General features: G+C 63.7%; 19 protein-coding genes and 2 tRNA genes. 10 read left to right on the top strand and 11 right to left on the bottom strand.

Translation table 11 applies throughout. The annotated features are described in order from the left end of the window. Positions 1–43: 43 nt before the first annotated feature. Positions 44–1,690: an ABC transporter permease gene (locus D3872_RS21500; RefSeq protein WP_119812710.1), complete on the bottom strand. Its 1,647-nt coding sequence runs from the start codon at positions 1,688–1,690 to the stop codon at positions 44–46. Between the two features lie 79 nt (positions 1,691–1,769). Between D3872_RS21500 and D3872_RS21495 the strand changes: the two genes are divergently transcribed. The 4 genes from D3872_RS21495 (at position 1,770) to D3872_RS21480 (ending at position 5,213) form a co-directional block, all read left to right on the top strand. Next, the gene (locus D3872_RS21495) at positions 1,770–2,819 is read left to right on the top strand and encodes an ABC transporter ATP-binding protein (protein ID WP_119812709.1); all 1,050 of its coding nucleotides are present in this window, start codon (positions 1,770–1,772) and stop codon (positions 2,817–2,819) included. 203 nt (positions 2,820–3,022) lie between these two features. Beyond that, a complete protein-coding gene (locus D3872_RS21490) occupies positions 3,023–3,391 on the top strand; it encodes a GntR family transcriptional regulator (protein ID WP_119812708.1) in 369 nt (122 codons plus the stop codon). Then, positions 3,388–4,245: an ABC transporter ATP-binding protein gene (locus D3872_RS21485; RefSeq protein ID WP_119812707.1), complete on the top strand. Its 858-nt coding sequence runs from the start codon at positions 3,388–3,390 to the stop codon at positions 4,243–4,245. The genes D3872_RS21490 and D3872_RS21485 overlap by 4 nt, the downstream gene beginning before the upstream one ends. After that, entirely contained in the window at positions 4,242–5,213 is a 972-nt protein-coding gene (locus tag D3872_RS21480; RefSeq protein WP_119812706.1) for a hypothetical protein, read from the top strand. Before D3872_RS21485 ends, D3872_RS21480 begins: the two co-directional genes overlap by 4 nt. Positions 5,214–5,275: 62 nt before the next feature. Here the strand turns inward: D3872_RS21480 and D3872_RS21475 are convergent, their stop codons facing one another. The 4 genes from D3872_RS21475 to rnr form a co-directional block, all read right to left on the bottom strand. Beyond that, positions 5,276–5,959, bottom strand: coding sequence for a YceH family protein (locus D3872_RS21475; protein WP_119812705.1), 684 nt, complete (start codon positions 5,957–5,959; stop codon positions 5,276–5,278). 8 nt (positions 5,960–5,967) lie between these two features. Beyond that, complete coding sequence (gene cysE / locus D3872_RS21470) at positions 5,968–6,705, bottom strand: serine O-acetyltransferase (RefSeq protein WP_119812704.1); 738 nt, start codon at positions 6,703–6,705, stop codon at positions 5,968–5,970. Positions 6,706–6,866: 161 nt separating this feature from the next. After that, on the bottom strand, positions 6,867–7,610 hold the full coding sequence (rlmB, locus tag D3872_RS21465) for a 23S rRNA (guanosine(2251)-2'-O)-methyltransferase RlmB (protein ID WP_119812703.1): 744 nt from the start codon (positions 7,608–7,610) through the stop codon (positions 6,867–6,869). A gap of 5 nt (positions 7,611–7,615) precedes the next feature. Further along, complete coding sequence (gene rnr, locus D3872_RS21460) at positions 7,616–10,084, bottom strand: ribonuclease R (RefSeq protein WP_119812702.1); 2,469 nt, start codon at positions 10,082–10,084, stop codon at positions 7,616–7,618. A 365-nt stretch (positions 10,085–10,449) separates the two neighbouring features. Here rnr and D3872_RS21455 point away from each other — a divergent pair. The 4 genes from D3872_RS21455 (at position 10,450) to D3872_RS21440 (ending at position 11,731) form a co-directional block, all read left to right on the top strand. After that, positions 10,450–10,534: transfer RNA gene (locus D3872_RS21455), tRNA-Leu, on the top strand. Positions 10,535–10,640: 106 nt separating this feature from the next. Continuing rightward, positions 10,641–10,725 (top strand) — tRNA-Leu (locus tag D3872_RS21450). 166 nt (positions 10,726–10,891) lie between these two features. Further along, positions 10,892–11,098: a hypothetical protein gene (locus D3872_RS21445; protein WP_119812701.1), complete on the top strand. Its 207-nt coding sequence runs from the start codon at positions 10,892–10,894 to the stop codon at positions 11,096–11,098. Positions 11,099–11,167: 69 nt separating this feature from the next. After that, positions 11,168–11,731 (top strand): phasin family protein, encoded by a 564-nt coding sequence (locus D3872_RS21440; protein WP_119812700.1) that lies wholly within the window; start codon positions 11,168–11,170, stop codon positions 11,729–11,731. Between the two features lie 48 nt (positions 11,732–11,779). Here the strand turns inward: D3872_RS21440 and tssA are convergent, their stop codons facing one another. The 6 genes from tssA to D3872_RS21410 all read right to left on the bottom strand — a co-directional run bounded on the left by tssA (position 11,780) and on the right by D3872_RS21410 (position 18,826). Further along, on the bottom strand, positions 11,780–12,775 hold the full coding sequence (tssA, locus tag D3872_RS21435; protein WP_119812699.1) for a type VI secretion system protein TssA: 996 nt from the start codon (positions 12,773–12,775) through the stop codon (positions 11,780–11,782). A 10-nt stretch (positions 12,776–12,785) separates the two neighbouring features. After that, positions 12,786–15,425, bottom strand: coding sequence for a type VI secretion system ATPase TssH (gene tssH / locus D3872_RS21430; RefSeq protein ID WP_119812698.1), 2,640 nt, complete (start codon positions 15,423–15,425; stop codon positions 12,786–12,788). A gap of 249 nt (positions 15,426–15,674) precedes the next feature. Next, positions 15,675–16,166 (bottom strand): Hcp family type VI secretion system effector, encoded by a 492-nt coding sequence (locus D3872_RS21425; protein WP_119812697.1) that lies wholly within the window; start codon positions 16,164–16,166, stop codon positions 15,675–15,677. A 27-nt stretch (positions 16,167–16,193) separates the two neighbouring features. Continuing rightward, positions 16,194–17,681 carry a type VI secretion system contractile sheath large subunit gene (tssC, locus tag D3872_RS21420; protein ID WP_119812696.1) on the bottom strand — a complete coding sequence of 496 codons (1,488 nt, stop codon included), beginning with the start codon at positions 17,679–17,681 and terminating at the stop codon, positions 16,194–16,196. After that, the gene (gene tssB, locus D3872_RS21415) at positions 17,681–18,190 is read right to left on the bottom strand and encodes a type VI secretion system contractile sheath small subunit (protein ID WP_119812695.1); all 510 of its coding nucleotides are present in this window, start codon (positions 18,188–18,190) and stop codon (positions 17,681–17,683) included. The genes tssC and tssB overlap by 1 nt, the downstream gene beginning before the upstream one ends. 60 nt (positions 18,191–18,250) lie before the next feature. Further along, positions 18,251–18,826 (bottom strand): tetratricopeptide repeat protein, encoded by a 576-nt coding sequence (locus D3872_RS21410; RefSeq protein ID WP_119812694.1) that lies wholly within the window; start codon positions 18,824–18,826, stop codon positions 18,251–18,253. 187 nt (positions 18,827–19,013) lie between these two features. Here D3872_RS21410 and tssJ point away from each other — a divergent pair, with 187 nt between their 5' ends. Both tssJ and icmH read left to right on the top strand, forming a co-directional pair. Then, positions 19,014–19,580: a type VI secretion system lipoprotein TssJ gene (gene tssJ / locus D3872_RS21405; RefSeq protein WP_182915888.1), complete on the top strand. Its 567-nt coding sequence runs from the start codon at positions 19,014–19,016 to the stop codon at positions 19,578–19,580. Positions 19,581–19,638: 58 nt separating this feature from the next. Further along, positions 19,639–20,223: type IVB secretion system protein IcmH/DotU (icmH, locus tag D3872_RS21400; protein WP_147373956.1), on the top strand; the 585-nt coding region annotated here is incomplete at its 3' end.

Here is a 20,223-nt window from a genome sequence, read left to right as displayed (position 1 = left end):
GCTTTACGCTTTATGTAGGGCAGATAAGCGGAGCGCATCCGCCCTACGTGTTCCTGCTTCGCGCTATTTGCCACGACATCAGGATCAGCGGCACTACCCCAACCCCCACAATTGCCAGCGAAGCCGTTGACGCCTCCGTCAGCCGCTCGTCCGACGCCAGCGTGAATGCCTGCGTCGCAAGCGTATCGAAGTTAAACGGCCGCATCACCAGCGTGGCCGGCAGCTCCTTCATCACATCGACGAACACCAGCAAGCCAGCCGTCAGCAAACTCCCGCGCAGCAGCGGCAGGTGAATCCTCCGCAGCGTGGCCGCGTGGCCGAAACCGAGCGAACGCGAAGCGTCATCCATGGTCGGCGTTATCTTCGCCAAACTCGTCTCCACCGTCTGCAACGACACCGCGAGGTAGCGCACCAGGTAGGCATAAACGAGCGCGCCGATACCGCCGGTCAGAAGCAGCCCGGGCGCGTATCCGGTCAGCGCCTGCACCTGCCCGGAAAGCCATACATCAAGCCGTGTAACCGGAATCAGGATACCCACCGCAATCACGGAGCCCGGCACCGCGTAGCCAAGGCCGACGAAGCGGTTGATCATCTTCGGCAGCAGCGTGCCGGTCAGCCGGGCCGCATATGCCAGCAGCACCGCCACCACGACGGCGGCAAACGCGGTCACCGCCGCCAGTACGAAGCTGTTGCGCGACAGTTGAATGAAGCGTTCGCCGAACTGCGCATCGCCTTCCGCCAGCGCCATGTGCAGCAGCGTGCCGCCGGGGACCAGGAACCCGAGTGCGAGCGGCAGCAGGCATGCCAGCACGGCGCCGAACGCCTTCAGCCCGCGCAGCCGGTGGCCCGGCATCGGCCTGTTGCGGCCCGTGGTGTTGTGGAAGCGCGCACGCCCTCGCGACAAGCGCTCAAGGAACAGCACCAGCGCCACGAAGCCAAGCAGCAGCGCCGCCAGTTGGGCCGCTGCCACGCGGTCGCCCAGCGAGAACCAGGCGCGGTAAATACCGCTTGTGAAGGTCGGAACGCCGAAGTACGTGACCGCGCCGAAGTCGGCCAGCGTTTCCATCAGCGCCAGCGCGGCGCCCGCAGCGATCGCGGGCCGCGCCAGTGGCAGCGAGATGCGGAAGAAATTTTCCCATGGCCCCAGCCCAAGCGACCGCCCCACTTCCAGCATGCCGCTTGCACGCTCGAGGAAGGCTGCACGCGCCAGCAGGTACACGTACGGATAAAGCACGAACACAAATACCACGCAGGCGCCGCCGACGGTGCGGATATCCGGGAACCAGTATTGGCCGTGGCTCAGGTTGAAGGTCTCGCGCAGCCAGGTTTGGACCGGCCCGACAAACTGCAGCAGGTCGGTGTAGGCGTAAGCCATGACGTAGGCTGGTACCGCCAGCGGCAGGACCAGCGCCCATTCGAATACGCGGCGACCGGGGAAATCGTGGATGCTGACCAGCCAGGCCGTTGAAACGCCGACCACGATGACGCCGAAGCCGACGCCGGCGCACAGGATCAGGGTATTGACGATGTAATCGGGGAGGACCGTGGAAGCGAGGTGGCTCCATGTAGCGCCGGAGCCGCCAAGCAGCAGGTTGGCCGTGACACTCAGCATCGGCACCGCGATGAGCGCGGCGACCAGCATCGCCGCGACGACAAGCGCCGGAAAACGACGGCGCAAGCGTTCCTTCATCTCGAGAAAACTGGGTGTGTGCAAGGTCAATCCTGAAAATGAGAATTATAATTGATTACTCTTCCATTCCGCCCCAACCATGCCTCTACTCGAACTGAAGAACATCTCCTACGCGCACGGCAAGCACGTGGTCGTCGACCACCTGTCGTTCCAGCTGGAGGCCGGCGAGATCGGCTGCCTGCTTGGCCCGTCCGGCTGCGGCAAGACCACGGTCCTGCGCTGCATTGCGGGCTTCGAGCACGTCGGCGCCGGCGAGATTGTCCTGGCCGGTGGCCTGATCGGCAGCGCAAGCGCGCATGTGCCGGCCGAGGAGCGCCGCATCGGGATGGTGTTCCAGGACTATGCGCTGTTCCCTCACCTGAGCGTTGGCGCGAACATCGGCTTCGGCCTGCGCGGCGGAAGCGCTGAGGCGCGCAGCGCCCGCGTGGCCGAACTGCTTGAAACGGTCGGGCTGGCGGGACAGGACCAGAAGTATCCGCATGAACTGTCGGGCGGCCAGCAGCAGCGCGTTGCGCTGGCGCGCGCACTGGCGCCGCGTCCGCGCCTGCTGCTGCTGGACGAGCCGTTTTCGAACCTGGACGTCGACCTGCGCGAGCGCCTGGCGATCGAGGTGCGCGACATCCTCAAGGCCGAAGGCACGACCGCCATCCTCGTCACGCACGACCAGCACGAGGCGTTTGCACTGGCCGACCAGATTGGCGTGATGAACGAAGGCCGCATCCAGCAATGGGACGCACCGTACGAGTTGTATCACCGCCCTGTGAACCGGTTTGTCGCCGACTTCGTCGGCCAGGGCGTGTTCTTGCCGGGTACGGTAATCGAACCGGGCCGGATCCAGGTCGAGCTCGGGGTACTGCCGTCCGACACCGGCACCTCCGAAGCCGGAACGACGGTGCGGGTGCTGCTTCGGCCCGACGATGTGGTCCATGACGACGCCAGCGAGCAGCAGGCCGAGGTGGTCGCCAAGGCGTTCCGCGGGGCCGAGTTCATGTACACCTTGACGCTGCCGAGCGGCGAACTGCTGTTGTCACTGGTGCCAAGCCACCACAACCACGCTATCGGCGAGCAGATCGGCATCCGCCTGGCGATTGACCACGTGGTCGCCTTCCCTTCCCCGCCGCTCGACTGATTCCCGCCTCGCGCAATTCGCCCCCCCCTGTTTCACTGCTTCGCGCTTCCGCCGCTTTCTCACGCCTGTCACGCTTGTTCAAAAACACGTTGACAAGCTTTTTGCAGGTGTTATAGTTCACTACAACACCACTTGATCACAACACCTCAGCACTGGAGGAATCATGGTTTACCGCGCTGCACACCTACAGAGGAGAGTCGGCAATGACAATCGGCTGGAATGACAACACCCCCATTTACCGCCAGCTCAAGGAGCGCGTGGTCGGCATGATGCTCGACGGCGTGCTCAAGGCCGGCGATGCGCTGCCATCGGTGCGCCAGATCGCCGCGGAATACCAGCTCAACCCAATCACCGTGTCCAAGGCTTACCAGGAACTGGTGGACGATAACCTAGTAGAAAAAAGAAGGGGAATTGGCATGTACGTTACCGAAGGCGCGAGTGAAAAACTGCTGGCCAGCGAACGCGAACGCTTCCTGCGCGAAGAATGGCCGGCCATGATGCAGCGCATCCGCCAGCTTGGCCTCAACCTCGACCAGCTGCTGCGCCCTGCGGCGCCGGGAGGTGCGGCATGAGCACCGTGATGTCCGCGCGCGGCATGACCAAGCGTTACGGCAAGCGTGTGGCGGTCGACGACATCAGCTTCGACATCCCGGCCGGCCGCATCGTCGGCCTGATCGGCCCCAACGGCTCGGGCAAGACCACCACCCTGAAAGCGGCGCTGGGACTGATTCCCTTCGACGGCGAACTGAAAGTCCTCGGCTTCGACCCGCGCACCCAGCGTGACGAACTGATGAAAGACGTCTGCTTCATCGCCGACGTGGCGATCCTGCCGCGCTGGCTGCGCGTACGCGAAGCGATCGACTTCGTCGAAGGCGTGCATCCGCGCTTCGACCGCAAGAAGGCCGAACGCTACATCGCCAACACCAAGCTGTCGCCGGACATGAAGGTCAAGTCCATGTCCAAGGGGATGATCGTCCAGCTGCACCTGGCGCTGGTGATGGCGATCGACGCGAAGCTGCTGGTATTGGACGAGCCGACGCTCGGCCTCGACATCATGTACCGCAAGCAGTTCTACCAGAACCTGCTGGAGGACTACTTCGACGAGCACAAGACCATCGTGATCACCACCCACCAGGTGGAAGAAGTGGAGCACATCCTGACCGACCTGATGTTCATCCGCGAAGGGAAGATCGTGCTGTCGGCATCGATGGACGAAGTGGGCGAGCGTTATACCGAGGTGATGGTCCCCGCCGACAAGCTCAATGCCGCCAACGCCCTGCAGCCGATCGACCAGCGCACCGTGTTCGGCAAATCGGTGATGCTGTTCGACGGCGTACCGCGCACCCAGCTCGCCACGCTCGGCGAGACCCGCAATCCAAGCGTCGCCGACCTGTTCGTCGCGACCATGAAAGGAATCTACGCATGAAAACGATGAAATGGCTCGTCCAGCGCGAGTTCTGGGAGCACAAGGGGTCGATCTTCTGGGCGCCGATCGCAGTGGCCGCGGCGATCGTGGTGTTCATCGGAAGCACGGTGGTATACGCGATCAACAAGGGCCGGTTTGGCGGCCAGATCACGGTCAACGGCCACATGGCCGACATGACGGTTGCCTTCAACTCGTTGACGCCGGAGCAGCAGCAGATGTTCGTCACGGCGATGTCTTCCGGGTACATCGCCGCGTCGGCGCCGCTGTTCATCATGCTCAGCGTGATCGTGTTCTTCTACTGCCTGAGCGCGATGTTCGAAGAGCGCCGCGACCGCAGCATCCTGTTCTGGAAATCGCTGCCGGTGTCGGACCAGCAGACCGTGCTGTCGAAACTGGTCATCGCCATCTGCGTGGCGCCGCTGATCACCATTGCGGTGGCGACCTTCGCGTCGGTGCTTATCCTGCTGGTGACCTGCACCGCGCTCGCATTCGGCGGCGTCAACCTGTTTGCCACCGTCCTGTCGACGCCTGCCGTGTACCTCGCGCCGCTGCAGATCCTGGGACTGCTGCCGGTCTATGCGCTGTGGGCGTTGCCGACCGTCGGCTGGCTGCTGATGGTGTCGGCATGGGCGAAGTCCAAGGTGTTCCTGTGGGCCGTCGGCACGCCGGTGATCGCTATCATCATCGTCAAGTGGGCCAACCAGCTGATGGGCGTGGGGATCAATGCGGACTGGTTTATCCAGAACGTGGTGGCGCGTGGCTTGCTGGGACTTGTGCCTGGCGCATGGTTCGGTTTCGAGCAGATCAACCCTGACCTGATTTCGGCCGGAAAGCATATCGACACCAGCTCGGTATTCGTGCAGTCGTGGATGACGCTGACCGGCCCGAGCGTGTGGATCGGCGCGATCGCCGGTGCTGCGATGATCTTCGCAACGATGCGCCTGCGCCGCTGGAAGGACGAGGGCTAAGTGAACCGAGAACGGCGGATGACGGGCGTTCAGCCCTCTTCCGCCGTTTTGGGGTAAACCATTTATTCGAACTGCTGTCTGAAGGTCTCGAAGTGGGCCTTCAAGTCCGCGACTTCGCTTCGTAGAGCAGCAACTTCCTGCTCCAGTTGCGCCAAGCGCCCGCCCTGCCCCGACGGCGACGACACCGAACCAAACGCCGACTCCTCGCGCGCCAGCGCAGCCTCCCCGCCCAGCAGTTGCCCGTAACGTGGCTCCTTGGTTCCTGGCGCCAGCGCCAGCTTTGCTACCACCGGCGGATATTTATCGATCAGGAATTGCAGCGCCGACTCCACCTCGGCCACCGATTTGAACTCGTGAATCCGGCCGCTGCGCGTGCGGATCTCGCCCGCCGTCTGCGGACCGCGCAGCATCAGTATCGCCAGCACCGCCAGCTTGTCCTGCTCCAGCGTCCACTTGAGGCGCATGCGGTGCTCGTACTTGGTCACGCGCGCGCCGGCCTGGGTGATGCCATTGACGTATTTGCGCTGCATGAGGCGCTGCAGCACTTCGGCCACGGTTTCCTCCGACAGCTGCATCACCGGGTCGCGGCTGGACAGCTGATTGCAGCCGTTGGTCAGCGCATTGAGCGACATCGGGTAGTTGTCGGGAGTGAGGGCTTCTTTTTCGGCGAGTACCGCCAGCACGCGGATCTCGAACGGATCCAGTTCGGCCGCGGTATCCGGGCCTTCAGTCGTTTCAGTAGTCATCGATGTCCTTATTCGACCAGTTTGTTCAACTCTGCCGAATCCAATTTATCACACTCGGGCATGTGCGGGCAGTTGATCCCGGCTGCCTTCATGGTGGCCATCATGCGCTCCATCTGCTCGTCCTGGCGGGCGGCGTGGTTGATCAGGCCATGCAGGGCCTTGGACATCGGGTCGTCGCCGTTGGGCGTGACGCCGTAGGCCGAAAACATCTGGGCGCTGCGTGCGTTGTCGTCCTTGCGCACGATGTGGGCCGGGTTGCCGACCGCCGTGGCGCCGGCAGGCACCGGCTTGATCACCACAGCGTTCGAACCGACCTTGGCGTACTCGCCCACGGTGAATGCGCCGAGCACCTTGGCGCCGGCGCCGATGATGACGCCGCGCTCGAGGGTCGGATGGCGCTTGGTCCCGCTGTGCAGCGAAGTGCCGCCCAGCGTGACTCCCTGGTAGATGGTGCAGTCGTCGCCGACGATGGCGGTTTCACCGATCACGACGCCGAAGCCGTGGTCGATGAACACGCGGCGGCCGATAGTGGCGCCAGGGTGGATCTCGATGCCGGTGATGATGCGCGCGAGGTAGGAGATGAAGCGCCCGATCCATTTCAGGTCGGCTTTCCAGCAAGCATGCGCCCAGCCATGCATCATGATGGCCTGGAACCCTGGATAACAAGTGATCACTTCCCATGCATTGCGCGCAGCAGGGTCACGGTCGATGATGCTCTTGATATCTTGGCGGAGCTTGGGAAACATAGGACAGGGAGAGGGGAAACAGTTGCGATACAGGCATGGTAGCCTATCCGCTTCATGCTTGCTTATGAGGGCTCAAGATTGGGAGGGCGGTGGATGAGCTTGCTTCCACTACTGCACCTAGCCCGTCGTTTCCGGCATTGCCGGAAACGACGGATCAACGGTTAGCCTTCTTTCGACATGCGCTGGCGGCGTGCTTCATACAGGCAGACGCCGGACGCTACCGACACGTTCAAACTTTCCACCGAGCCAAACATCGGGATGCTCACGAGAATGTCGCAGGTCTCGCGCGTCAGGCGGCGCATGCCCTCGCCTTCCCCGCCCATCACCAGCGCCGCAGGGCCGGTGAAATCGGCTTCGTACAGGCCGCGGTCGGCGTCGTCCGACGTACCGATCAGCAGGATGTCGCGTTCCTTCAGCTCGCGCATGGTGCGCGCCAGGTTGGTCACGGTGATGTAAGGCACGGTTTCGGCCGCACCGCTCGCCACCTTGGCGGCGGTGGCGTTCAGGCCAACCGCGCGGTCCTTCGGCACGATCACCGCATGCGCGCCGACGCCGTCGGCAACGCGCAGGCAGGCGCCCAGGTTGTGCGGGTCGGTGATGCCGTCGAGGATCAGCAGCAGCGGCGGACCTTCGATGGCGTCCAGCAGTTCGTCCAGGTTGCGTGCGAGCGCCAGCTGGCTCGCGAACGCGATCACGCCCTGGTGGCGGCGGGTTCCGACGATCTTGTCGAGGCGTGCCGAATCGACCGGCATCACGCGCACGCCGGCTGCCTTGGCGCCGGCGATCAGGTCGTGCATGCGGCGGTCCTGGCGGCCCGCATCGACAAAGATCTCTTCCACCGACGACGCCTCATGACGCAAACGCGAGGTCACCGCGTGGAACCCGAAAATCATTTTGTTCTTCATTCTTCTTATCGCTTCTTCTTGCTGGTTTTGGATGGTGCTTTTGCGGGACGGGCTGCCGTCTTGGCCGATGCGGGCGAAGCTTTCTTCGCACGTTTAGGCTTGACTGGCGCCAGTTCCTCTTCCTCGATCGCTTCGAGCTGGTAGCGCGACGGCTTGGCCGCGCCTTGTTTTACGGCCCTGGCCGGCTTGGCGTCGAGCGCCTTGTGCGCGGCGCTCTTCGGCTTGCCCACGCCGGTGTCGGCAGACACGCTGCTGCCGGCGAGGACCAGGTCGATCTTGCGCGCTTCGAGGTCGACGCGCGAAACCTGCACCGTCACGCGGTCGGTCAGCTGGTAGCGCTTGCCGGTGCGTTCGCCGCGCAGCTCATGGCGCGCTTCGTCGTACTGGAAGTAGTCGGTACCGAGTTCGGTGATGTGCACCAGGCCCTCGATGTACAGCTGGTCGAGCTGGACGAAGATGCCGAAGGTCGTCACGCCGGATACCACGCCGGTGAATTCCTCACCCAGCTTGTCCTTGATGAAGTAGCACTTCAGCCAGGCCTCGACATCGCGCGACGCTTCGTCGGCGCGGCGTTCGTTGGCGGAACAGTGCACGCCCAGCGCGTCCCAGATGGTCAGGTCTTTTTCCTGCTTGTGGGTGCCGGCCGCCTTGTCCTTGGCCTGCTGCTTGCGCGTGGCGTTGGACACGGTGGTATTCAGCCCCTGCAGGTCGATCCCTTTCGGCTCGTACTTCTTGCCGTTCAGGATGGCCTTGATGGCGCGGTGCGTCAGCAGGTCGGGATAGCGGCGGATCGGGCTGGTGAAGTGGGCATACGCCTCGTACGCCAGGCCGAAGTGGCCGATGTTGTCCGGGCTGTAGACGGCCTGCTGCATTGAGCGCAGCAGCATGGTCTGCAGCAGCGGCGCATCCGGGCGCTCCTTCACCTGCTTCATCAACTCGGCGTAGTCGTTCGCGGCCGGCTTGTCGCCGCCGTTCAGGGTCAGGCCTACCTGCTTCAGGAAGGTGCGAACCTGGGTCAGCTTTTCCTTGGTCGGCGAGGCGTGGATACGGTAGGTGCCTGGGTGCTTGTGGCGCGCCAGCAGGTCAGCCGCGCACACGTTCGCCGCCAGCATGCACTCTTCGATCAGGCGGTGCGCATCGTTGCGGGTGCGCGGGATGATCTTTTCGATCTTGCCAAGCGCATTGCAGACGATGTAGGTTTCGGTGGTTTCGAAGTCGATCGCGCCGCGCTTCAGGCGAGCCTTGAGCAGCGCGTGAAACACGTCGTTCAGGTTCAGCAGGTGCGGCACGATGGCCGGACGGCGCGCAGCTTCAGGGCCCGCGGTGTTGCCGAGGATGTCGGCCACTTCGTTATAGGTCAGCCGCGCGGCCGAGTGGATCACGGCCGGATAGAACTGGTAGGCCTCGATCTCGCCCTGGTCGGTGACGACCGCGTCGCAGACCAGGGTCAGGCGGTCCACCGCAGGGTTCAGCGAGCACAGGCCGTTGGACAGCTTCTCGGGCAGCATCGGGATGACGCGGCGCGGGAAGTAGACCGAGGTGCTACGTTCGATCGCGTCGCCGTCGAGCGAGTCGTTCGGCTTGACGTAGTGGCTGACGTCCGCGATCGCGACGATCAGGCGGTAGCCGTTACCCTTGCCCAGCTTGACCGGTTCGCAGTACACCGCATCGTCGAAGTCGCGCGCGTCTTCGCCGTCGATGGTGACCATCGCGATGTCGCGCAGGTCGACGCGGTCGGCCAGGTCGGCGTCGCGCACTTCGGACGGCAGCTTGTTGGCGGACTTCAGCGCTTCGGGCGAAAAGATGTGCGGCACGCCGAACTTGCGCACGGCGATTTCGATTTCCATGCCGGGATCGTCCAGGTCGCCGAGCACTTCGACGACTCTGCCGACCGGCTGCTTGAAGCGGGAAGGCTGTTCGAGCAGCTCGACGCTGACGACCTGCCCTGCCTTGGCCTTGCCCGGCGAACCGGACACGATGATGTCCTGGCCGATGCGCTTGTCTTCAGGCGCGACCACCCAGCTGCCGTTTTCCTTGAGCAGGCGGCCGATGACGTGGGTGTTGGCGCGGGTGACGACTTCGACGATGGTGCCTTCCTTGCGGCCGCGGCGGTCGGTGCCGGTGACTTTCGCCAGTACGCGGTCGCCGTGCAGGACTTTCTGCATTTCCTTGTCGTTCAGGAACAGGTCTTCGCCCGGTTCGTCCGGGATGACGAAGCCGAAGCCGTCGCGGTGGGCGCTGACCTTGCCGCTGATGAAGCCGGAGTGGTCGGCCAGTTCATAGGTGCCGTCTTCGGTCGAGCGCAACTGCCCGTCGCGCTCCATCGCGCTGAGGCGGCGCGCAAGCACGCCCAGCGCGGCCGGCTTTACCTTGAGCGTGCCGGCGATCGATTCGATGTCGAGCGCGGCATCAGCGGTACGGAAAATGCCGAGAATTTCTTCACGGCTGGGAATGGTGTGAGTAGGTTGGTTCAAATCGTTTTCTATACTTATTATTGGTGGTAGCGACCCAGCATACGTCGAGGCTGCCGGCACTGTGAATCGATTGACACGTTGATATGCGTAGTGTAACGGAAGGCCGCGTCATTCGCCTAACGTAGCGTGCTGGAAAAAATCGAAGCCGAGAGCTTTGACATTTCAAATTGTTCCGCCTATAATTTTGGTCTCTCGCAACGGCGGTAACGCAGGAAGCGGGAAAGCAGGAGTATCAGGCGGCATCGCAGCGGTAATTCGCAGCGGCAAAAAAGGTACGCGAAAGTTAGCTCTGGCGCAAAACTGCAAAGCCTAGTATGATAGCACAAGTCGACGGCAACGTCGCACCGTAGCAAAGCAGCAGCAGTGCCCACGTGGCGGAATTGGTAGACGCGCATGGTTCAGGTCCATGTGCCGCGAGGTGTGGGGGTTCGAGTCCCTCCGTGGGCACCACTCTACCGGATGTACTTCCGAGTTCTTGCTCTTGCGCCGTAATCATCGGATTGCGGCGTTTTAGTTTGAAGATGTAAATGCTGTTGTTGGTAGTCGTAGTATCAGTGCCCACGTGGCGGAATTGGTAGACGCGCATGGTTCAGGTCCATGTGCCGCAAGGTGTGGGGGTTCGAGTCCCTCCGTGGGCACCACTCTACCGGATGCATATTCCGAATTTTTGTATGCCGCAAAACGCCGCAATCTTTGCAAAAGGATTGCGGCGTTTTGCGTTGTACCGCCTCGTTCCCCGAATACCGGGCCGGATCCGCTTGTGTCGTGCGCTTGACTTGGCAAGCAGACCCGCTATCCTCGGGCTACATGAAAATCCTTCCCAACATCGTCCTCGCCACTGTGCTCGCCGGCGCCTGCGCCATGCTCGCGGCCGCCCCTGCGCCCTGGTTCCAGTGGCGCAGCAAGATCGACGGTGCGCTGGTTTGTTCCCAGACTCCCCTTGGAAAAGGCTGGACACAGGCCGCCGGCCCGTTCCGCGATAGTCATTGCGTAAAGTTAATGTCCGGTAAATAATAGAATAAACGAATTGGAGAAAGCAGAAAGTCGTCATCCCGTCGCAGTCAATCCACCGAGGAGAAGTTAATGTTTACGAATCCCGAACAATTTGCAAATGCCACCAAGACGCTTTTCGAACTCCAGATGAACACCTTTAACGCCCTGACCAGCAAAGCGGTCGACGGCGTGGAACAGGTGATCGCGCTGAACATGGCTACCGCAAAGAACTCGGTCAAGGGTTCCGTCGACGCCGGCATGGAGCTCAGCCAGGCCAAGGATCCCAAAGCGGCCATGGATACAGCCGCTTCGCAGGTCCAGCCGGCAGTCGGCGGCGCGGTCGCTTACGGCGAACAGCTGAAGGTCATCATCGAAGACATCCACAAGGAATTCACCGAGGCGGCCGACCATCACATGGCCGAAGCAAAAAATACGCTGTCGGCGCTGATTTACGACGTGACCAAGAACGTCAAGCCGGGATCGGAAAACGCGGTCGACGTCATCAAGGCTGCGATCGACAATGCTTTCAAGGGCTACGAGGAAGTAACCCGTGCGACGCGCGAGGCGGTGAAGACCGTGGAGCAGGAGATTGCGAAGGCGACGGCTCAGGTGGGGGCGTTAAAGCCGGCGCCGAAGAATGAGGCGGCCGAGTGATGGCAGCATGGGCGCCCGCTATCAGGGAGCCCAATTCCCATGCAGGACCTAGGTCGCCTGCAATCCCAGCAACTCCTCGATATGCGCGTACGCCGCTTCGTCCTTGACGACTGCGCGCAGCCATACGTGCAAGGGCTGTTCGCCCCACGCCGCGGCTTTGTCGGCGAGATAAGCGACGGGGCTGTGCGGCTCGGTGCGGCGGAAGTAGTCGGCCACCTGGCGTAGCTGCGCGAGCGCTGCCGCCCTGGTCTGGAGCGGGCCATGTCCAACCTGGCTTTCCTGCGCATGGACTGTCACAGCTCCACCGTCCTGCGCCGCCGGCGCGCTGGCCACCGCCCCCGCTTCCTGCGCGAACGGCGCCGTGAAGTGAACCACGCTCTCCAGCGCCGATTTGGCCGCCGAAAATCCTGGCCCGTCCGCGCCCAGGCGCTCATCGACAACGCGTTCAAGTTCCAGTACCGCCTTCATGCAGCTGCCCGTATCCTCGATCAGCGCCTCGTAGAAAGCGCGCGGGGTATTGCGGCGCACCGCTTCCACGTCCGGCACGCCCTCCTCGCCCGCACGGCTGCGCGCCGCCTCGAAATCGCGCATGGAATAGCGCGCGCCGCCGCTTTCCACCACCGGCATCTCCATCACCAGTTGCGGAAGGCGCGCTGCGATCCAGCACAGGTTGCCGATACGCTGCTCGAAGCCGCCTTCGTCGGACAGCGGGTGCACGCCGTCCCAGTACTTTTCGCACAAGGCGGAGACCAGCAGCAGCCCACCGGCCAGGCCGCGGAAGGAATCCGTCTTGGCGGAGGCTTCCGCCAGCCAGACCGCCAGCCTCAGGTCCTTGCTGCGCTTTTCGATCAGCTGCGCGCAGCGGGTCGAGACAAGCTTCCAGTCGGCCTCGCGCAGGCTGGTCACCCACGCGCCCTGCTCCAGCGTCGGGTCGTCTGCCTGGCGCGCCTTGGCGATGGCGTCCACTTCGCTGGAGAAGGCGATGTCCTCGCCGCAGGGGGCAATCTCGCTGACCGGAGCGAGCATCTGTTCGATATTCAGCATGGCGTCCTCTTCATGCCGGCTCGATCGCGTACTTGAACTTGCCGGCCTTGGTGGCGCCGACCTTGATCGCGGTGATCTCCTTGCCCTCGGCCATGCGGGCCAGCACCGTACCCGCCAGTTCCGGCAGCAAGGTGCCGTTCAGGATGTTGTCGACATTGCGCGCGCCGGAGTCGACTTCGGTGCAGCGCGCCAGCACCGCTTCCACCAGCGAATCGTCGAAACCGAACCCGGCCTGGTGGTTGGCCGCCACGCGCTTCCGGATGTGCTGGAGCTTGAGCCGGATGATATTCGCCAGCACGTCGTCCGAGATCGGGTAGAACGGAACCACCGCCAGGCGGCCCAGGAAGGCCGGCTTGAAGTGCTTCACCAGTTGGGGGCGGATCATCGCGGCAAGCTGCTCGGGCGGAGGCAGTTCGGCCGGCGGCTTGTTCAGGCAGGCCTGCATGATCTGGCTGGAGGCGGCATTCGAGGTGGCGATGATGACGGTGTTGCGGAAGTCGATCTCGCGTCCTTCCGCATCGTCCAGCACGCCCTTGTCGAACACCTGGAAGAACAGCTCCAGCACATCCGGGTGTGCCTTCTCGATCTCGTCGAGCAGCACCACGCTGTAGGGATTGCGCCGCACCGCCTCGGTCAGCACGCCGCCTTCGCCATAACCGACATAGCCCGGCGGCGAGCCTTTCAGGCCCGAGACGCTGTGCGCTTCCTGGTACTCGCTCATGTTGATGGTAATGAGCTTGCGCTCGCCGCCGTACAGCAGGTCGGCCAGCGCCAGCGCGGTTTCGGTCTTGCCCACGCCCGAGGTACCGACGAACAGGAACACGCCCTTCGGCTTGTTCGGGTCGTCCAGGTTGGCGCGCGAGGTACGCACGCGCTGCGCCACCACCGAGCTGGCATGCGGCTGGCCGAGGATGCGCTCGTCCAGCATGCCCTGCAGGTTCATCACGGTGCGGATCTCGTCCTTGACCATGCGGCCCATCGGAATGCCGGTCCAGTTGGCGATAATCTCCGCCACCACGTGGCCGTCGACCTGCACCGGCACCAGCGGCGCTTCGCCCTGCACTTCGCGCAGTTCATCCACCATCTTGCGCAGCGCGGCGGTGTCGCCCTTGCCGCCGCTTTCCTCCAGCCGCGAGCGCATGCGGGTGATCTCGGCGCAGATCGACTGTTCGCGCTCCCAGCGCTCCTGCAGGCAGCGCTGCTCCCCGGTCGCTTCGACCCGTCTCGCGCGCAGCAGCGCTAGCTTCTGGCCATGATCCGCTCCTGCGTTCTGCTCGCGCGTCAGCGCAGCCATCTCGGCATCGATCCGCTCCAGCATGCGCGTGCCGCCCTCGATCAAAGCTGGCGTGGCGTTCTGGCCCAGCGCCACCTTGGCGCAGGCGGTATCGAGCACGCTGATCGCCTTGTCCGGTAGTTGGCGCCCGCTGATATAGCGGTGCGACAGGCGTACCGCCTCGGTGATGGCGTCGTCGTACACGCGCACGCCGAAGTGCTTCTCCATCAGCGGCGCCATCCCGCGCAGCATGGCGCAGGCGATTTCCTCGTCCGGTTCCTCGACCTTGATCACCTGGAAGCGCCGCGCCAGCGCCGCGTCCTTTTCGAAATACTTCTTGTATTCGCCCCAGGTGGTGGCGGCGACGGTGCGCAGCTCGCCGCGCGCCAAGGCAGGCTTGAGCAGGTTGGCGGCGTCGTTCTGCCCGGCCGCGCCGCCGGCACCGATCATCGTGTGCGCTTCGTCGATGAACAGGATGATCGGGCGCGGGCTCTTCTTCACTTCGTCGATGACGTTTTTCAGGCGGTTCTCGAACTCGCCCTTGACGCTGGCGCCGGCCTGCAGCAGGCCCATGTCCAGCGTGTGGATGTCGACGTTGCGCAGCACTTCGGGTACGTCGCCGCTGCCGATGCGCAGTGCCAGCCCCTCCACCACGGCGGTCTTGCCGACGCCCGCTTCGCCGGTGAGGATCGGGTTGTTCTGGCGACGCCGCATCAGGATGTCGATCGCCTGGCGAATCTCGGGGTCGCGCCCGATCACGGGGTCAAGCTTGCCGTCGCGGGCGCGCGCGGTAAGGCAGGTGGTGAACTGGTCGAGCGCGGGTGTCTTAGCGCCTGCGGTGGCGGACAGCTCGCCAACGGGATCGCCGCCGGCCTGCTCCACGGCCGGCGCCTGCACGGCCTCATCGGAGCCGCGGGTCAGCTTGTCGAAGTCGTGCTTCAGGCGGTCGAGCGGAATTTGTGCGAACAGGCGCGAGCCGCGGTGCGCCAGCTGCGACAGTTCGGGCTCGGTCAGCAGCGCCAGCAGCAGATAGCCGCTGCGGATCAGATTCGGCTTCCCGCTGCCCAGCGACGCGATCAGCCAGGCGTGCTCGAACAGGGTCGGCAGGTGGCGCGAGAACACCGGCGTGCGCGAGCTGCCCGCCTGGAAGCGGCCGATCTCGTTGCGCAGGTCGGTCTCGAGACCGGTCTGGCTGATGCCGCACTGGTTCGCGATGCGCACAAAGTCGCTGCCCGGCTGCTCGATCAGCGCCAGGAACAGGTGCTCGACATCGACCTCGTACTGCCCCAGCCCGACACAGATGTTCGCCGCTCGCGTGGCCGCGGTGCGGGTCGTGTCGTTCAACTTGCCGATCAGGGTCTTGAGATTGATGTCCATCGCCGGGGATTCCTTGTATGAAGGCGCACCAGGCCGTGCGCGGGTGACTTTGGGAGGTGCCTCGCGCTCGAAGCGCGAGGCGTCAGGTGGTGACCAGCGCCGTGCCGACGCCGAGCATTGCCAGCATGAGCAGCGTGCGCAGGCGCAGCATGGCGCGCCGCTCGATCAGTAAACGCGTATGGATTCTCATGATCGTTCCTGGAAGGGGCCGCGGCGCGGCTGGCCGCGGCCTGGTGGCGATCGCCGGACCTAGACGATCTTGTTGGACGCCAGGTCCCAGCCGCCCGAGGTATTGCCGCCGGAGCCGCCGCCGACCTTCTGCTGCGTGTACTTCCACTTCACTTTCGAGAACTTGATGCCCAAGCTTTCGGTCAGGATGTCGCCCTCGCCGACAGTCGGGCTGACGTCGCCGATGAGGACATTTTCCAGCTCGATCTCGAAGTACTTGATGCGCTCACCCTGGCCATCGGCGCGCATGAACTCCAGCTTCGCGCGCGGGATGGTCTTGCCCGAGGAGCAGGTCTGCAGCAGGATCGGCGTGGACAGGTCGGCCAGTTTGGCGATCTGGATTTCACTGTGCTCGCAGCGTTCGGCCGTGTGGCCGCCGCCGGTGGAAGCGGTAGCCGATTTTGGCTGGTTCACGCTCCAGGCGACCGATTTGCACTCGATCCAGTCGCGGTGCTTGTCGTCGGTCGACTCGCCCTTGATCCCGTCAATCTGCAGATATACGTCAATTGCCATGTTTAGCTCCTAAGTGGTGGGGGTGAATCAGTTTTTGGTCGACTGAGGAAGCTCCGCGACCAGTCGGAGCGAAACGGACAGCTCGTCGAGCTGGAAGTGCGGCCGCAGGAAGGACACCGCGCGGTAGACGCCGGGCCGGCCCGGCACCTCGCTGACCTGCACGCTGGCTTCGCGCAGTGGAAACTGCGCTTTCTGGTCCTGGCTGGCGTTATCGTCCAGCAGGACATACTGCGTGATCCAGCGGTTGAGGAAGTCTTCGACATTGGAAGCGGCCGAGAAGCTGCCGATCTTGTCGCGCATCATGGCCTTCATGTAGTGCGCGATGCGCGACACGGCGAAGATGTACTGCAGTTGCGAGGACAGCACCGCGTTGGCGTTGGCCGCATCGTTGGCGTATTTGCGCGCCTTCTGGGCCGACTGGGCACCGAAGAAAGCGGCGTAGGCGGTGTTCTTGCAGTGGACCAGCGAGATGAAACCCAGGTCGGACAGTTCCTTCTCGCGGCGGTCGGTGATCGCCAGTTCGGTCGGGCACTTGAGCGCCACTTCGCCTTCGTCGGTCTTGAAGGTGTGGGTCGGCAGGTCCTCGACCAGGCCGCCGCCCTCGACGCCGCGGATCGCAGCGCACCAGCCGTAGTTTTCGAAGGCGCTGGTCAGCTTGGTGGCAAAGGCGTAAGCCGCGTTACACCACAGGTATTTGTGGTGGTCGGTGCCGTCCACGTCCTCGACGAAGTTGAAGCCCTCGGTGGTCATGCCGTCGACCGGGTTGAACGGCAAGCGGCCGAGGAAGCGCGGCAGGGTCAGGCCGACGTAGCGCGCGTCTTCGGATTCGCGGAAGGCCTTCCACTTCGCGTATTCCGCGGTGTCGAACACCTTGGCCAGGTCGCGCGGCTTGCCAAGGTCGCCGTAGGTTTCGAGGCCAAACAGCTCTGGCGAGGCCGAGGTGATGAACGGCGCGTGCGCGGCGGCGGCCACGTGCGACATCTGCTCGATGAAGTACATGTCCTCGGGCTGGCGCGAGATCTCGAAGTCGCCGATCAGGGTGCCGTAAGGCGCGCCGCCGAAGGTGCCAAATTCTTCTTCGTAGACCTTCTTGAAGATCGTGCTCTGGTCGAATTCGAGCGCGGACTGGAAGTCCTTCACCAGCTCCTTCTTGGTCGCATTCATCATGCGGATCTGCTGGTTGGCGCCGGTGCTGGAGTTCTTCACCAGGTAGTGCAGGCCGGTCCAGCTGCGTTCGAGCTTCTGGAACTCGGGCGCGTGCATGATGGCGCTGAGCTGCTCGGAGAGCATGCGGTCGATTTCGGCCACGCGCGCATCGAGCGTGGCCGACAGGTTCGACGACATGACCACCGTGCCTTCCATGACCTGGTTCACCAGCTCGGAGATGATGTCGCGCGCGCGTTCGTGCTCGCTGGTGGACTTGGCGACGCGGCTTTGTTCGACGATCTGGTCCAGCAGGCCGGTATCGAGTTCGACCGCCTGCGGGGCTTTGGTTTCTGCAAGGACGGCGGACATTATTTGACCTCCGTGGTCTTGGATTTGCGCAGGCCTTCGAGCTTCTCGGTGTTGCTGAGGACATCGCTGAGGATGTCTTCCAGCTTGTCGTTACCGGCCAGCTTGTTGCGCAGGTCGGCCAGCTTGGTGCGCGCTTCGAGCAGGCCTTTCAGCGGCGCGACCTGCTGCACGACCGACTCGGGACGGAAGTCGTTCATTTCGCGGAACTGCAGCTTGACGCCGAACTCGCCGCCCTCCCCGCTCAACTGGTTCGGTACGCGGAACTGGGCGACCGGCGCGACGCCGCCCAGCACTTCATCGAAGTTGCTGGCGTCGACGTTGACGAAATTGCGGTCCTTCAGCTTCTTCTTTTCGGCTTCCGGGTCGTTGCCGAAATCGCCGACGACGCCGACCACGAACGGCAGTTCCTTGTTCTCGATGGCGTCGCCGATTTCAACGTCGTAAGTCATCTGCACGCGCGGCGCGCGCACTTTCTGCAGGCGTTTCTGCACACTGTCATTTTTGGCCATTGACAACTCCAAGGGGTTGCGGGAGGCGGGCCGGCGCGCGGCCGGCCCGGGAAGGAAGTGTTACTGCAGCGAGCCGAACGGATCGCCGCCCTGTTTGCGGGCGCCGGCGGCCGGACCCTGGGCGGGCTTGGCTGGCTTGACCGTCGCCACCGGACGCGCGGGGCGGCCACCCGGTATGAGGGTTTCTTCGCCCAGGCTGGTGCGGAGAAGCTTCGCGAGGTCCTGTGCTTCGGAGCGGATGGTTCCGCTGAGATTGTTCTTGCGCGTCAGGTCAGCCAGCGCCTTGCTGGCGACGCGCAGGCCGCTGACGGCGGCGATGCTGTGCCCCAGCGTGTCGTCGCCATCGCGCTGGATCGCTTCCTGGGCCAGCACGATGGCCTGGCCGTAATCGTCGGCGTCATAGCGCAGCTGGGCCATGCGGATCCAGGGAGTCTTGTCGGCCGGATGCGACTTGGCCGCGCCGCGCAGGATTTCCATCGCGCTTTCCGTCTTGCCGGCCTTGATGGCGGCCTCGGCGGCGGTCATCGAATCTTGCATCGTCGCATGCGACCTGGCGGTGGTTGAAGGGTCGGTGGTGGCGCACGCCGACAGGAAGGCAACGCAAACAAGTCCAGGCATCAATCGCTTCACATTCATGCTTGCTCTCCAGTACCGTTTGTCCAGCCGCTATTATTGGACAAGGGAATTTTCGACAAATTGCGTGGAGTCAAGGAACGGGTTATTCCTGTGCAGGAAGAATGTCGCTGAAAGTTGTGCGGCGTCACGGACCACCGTCCCGCTTCACCTTAAATAAGCGTTTCGGTGATTCAACAAGGAATGTCCGATGATGCTGCGTCCTGTTTTCCTTTCCCTGCTTGCCATGACGCTGTGCGGCTGCGCCGCCGGTGGCTCCGCGCTGGAAGCGGCCGGGCTGCGCAAGCCGGCCGGGATGGCCGACGCGCTGAAGCCGCCGCGCAGTGTGCCGATCCGGCTGCACGCCGCGAAGAAGCTCAATGTCGACGCGCAAGGACGGCCACTCGCGCTGGTCGCGCGCATTTACACGCTGCGGCAGAACGCGGCCTTCCTGCGGGCGCCGTACGACGCATTTCTCGATCCCCAGAAGGAAAAGGCGGCGTTGGGAACCGACCTTCTGGATGTGAAGGACGTCATGCTGGTGCCTGGCCAGCGTTACGAGGTCGTTGAGAAAGTCAGCCGCGAGGCGGGCTTCGTCGGTGTAGTCGCGCTGTTCCACTCTCCCGCGCCGCAACGGTGGCGGCTGGCCTATGCCGTACCGGACGCGGAACAGGCCGGCGTGACGATCGGCGCCCACGCATGCGGCCTGAGCAGCGGAGCGGGCGCCGCGGCGGTTGGGGCCAGCGCAAAACTCCAGTCGCCTGCGCCCTGTCAATGAACGCCAAACTATTTCCCTCAAGCTAAAGCGATGACCTTTTTACCGGAGAACGATCCGCATGACTCCACACATTGAACGCCGCGCGGCGGCGCCGGCGCGGGCGGCCGCAACCGGCCCACGCTCACTGGTCGACCTGATGTACGAAGGTTTCTACGCCCTGTTCCTGCTCAAGAACGGGTGCGGCCCGCACGACAAGGCCGGCTTCGTCGACCACATCACGCAGTTTCTGGGCGACGTCGACCGGCGCGCCAAGCAGATGGGCGTGGCGCCAGAGGATGTCGAAGCGGCCAAGTATGCGTACTGCGCCGCAGTAGACGAGATCATCCTGCGCTCGCAATACAACATCCGCGAAGCATGGGAAACGCGCCCTCTGCAGCTGAGGCTGTTCGGCGACCAGCTGGCAGGCGAGCATTTCTTCCAGAAGCTGGAGGACCTTCGCGCGCGCGGCAACGTGCACCTGCAATCGCTGGAAGTGTTCCACCTGTGCCTGCTGCTCGGGTTCCAGGGCAAGTACGCGCTCGACGGGCCGGACAAGCTGAACTACCTGTCCTCGCGCCTGGGCGACGAAATTGCGCGCATGCGCGGCAAGCACCGCGGGTTTGCGCCGCACGCCGAGCGTCCCGACCAGATTGCCAACAAGCTG

Source organism: Massilia cavernae (genome assembly GCF_003590855.1).
Taxonomy (GTDB): Bacteria; Pseudomonadota; Gammaproteobacteria; order Burkholderiales; family Burkholderiaceae_D; genus Telluria_A; species Telluria_A cavernae.
The sequence above is the reverse complement of the archived record's forward strand: the minus strand, read 5'-3'. Positions and strand labels throughout refer to the sequence as shown.

Coding starts and splice junctions, on each gene's coding strand:
- D3872_RS21500 (WP_119812710.1), bottom strand. CDS start 1,690: ATGAAGGAACGCTTGCGCCGTCGTTTTCCGGCGCTTGTCGTCGCGGCG.
- D3872_RS21495 (WP_119812709.1), top strand. CDS start 1,770: ATGCCTCTACTCGAACTGAAGAACATCTCCTACGCGCACGGCAAGCAC.
- D3872_RS21490 (WP_119812708.1), top strand. CDS start 3,023: ATGACAATCGGCTGGAATGACAACACCCCCATTTACCGCCAGCTCAAG.
- D3872_RS21485 (WP_119812707.1), top strand. CDS start 3,388: ATGAGCACCGTGATGTCCGCGCGCGGCATGACCAAGCGTTACGGCAAG.
- D3872_RS21480 (WP_119812706.1), top strand. CDS start 4,242: ATGAAAACGATGAAATGGCTCGTCCAGCGCGAGTTCTGGGAGCACAAG.
- D3872_RS21475 (WP_119812705.1), bottom strand. CDS start 5,959: ATGACTACTGAAACGACTGAAGGCCCGGATACCGCGGCCGAACTGGAT.
- cysE (WP_119812704.1), bottom strand. CDS start 6,705: ATGTTTCCCAAGCTCCGCCAAGATATCAAGAGCATCATCGACCGTGAC.
- rlmB (WP_119812703.1), bottom strand. CDS start 7,610: ATGAAGAACAAAATGATTTTCGGGTTCCACGCGGTGACCTCGCGTTTG.
- D3872_RS21445 (WP_119812701.1), top strand. CDS start 10,892: ATGAAAATCCTTCCCAACATCGTCCTCGCCACTGTGCTCGCCGGCGCC.
- D3872_RS21440 (WP_119812700.1), top strand. CDS start 11,168: ATGTTTACGAATCCCGAACAATTTGCAAATGCCACCAAGACGCTTTTC.
- tssA (WP_119812699.1), bottom strand. CDS start 12,775: ATGCTGAATATCGAACAGATGCTCGCTCCGGTCAGCGAGATTGCCCCC.
- tssH (WP_119812698.1), bottom strand. CDS start 15,425: ATGGACATCAATCTCAAGACCCTGATCGGCAAGTTGAACGACACGACC.
- D3872_RS21425 (WP_119812697.1), bottom strand. CDS start 16,166: ATGGCAATTGACGTATATCTGCAGATTGACGGGATCAAGGGCGAGTCG.
- tssC (WP_119812696.1), bottom strand. CDS start 17,681: ATGTCCGCCGTCCTTGCAGAAACCAAAGCCCCGCAGGCGGTCGAACTC.
- tssB (WP_119812695.1), bottom strand. CDS start 18,190: ATGGCCAAAAATGACAGTGTGCAGAAACGCCTGCAGAAAGTGCGCGCG.
- D3872_RS21410 (WP_119812694.1), bottom strand. CDS start 18,826: ATGAATGTGAAGCGATTGATGCCTGGACTTGTTTGCGTTGCCTTCCTG.
- tssJ (WP_182915888.1), top strand. CDS start 19,014: ATGATGCTGCGTCCTGTTTTCCTTTCCCTGCTTGCCATGACGCTGTGC.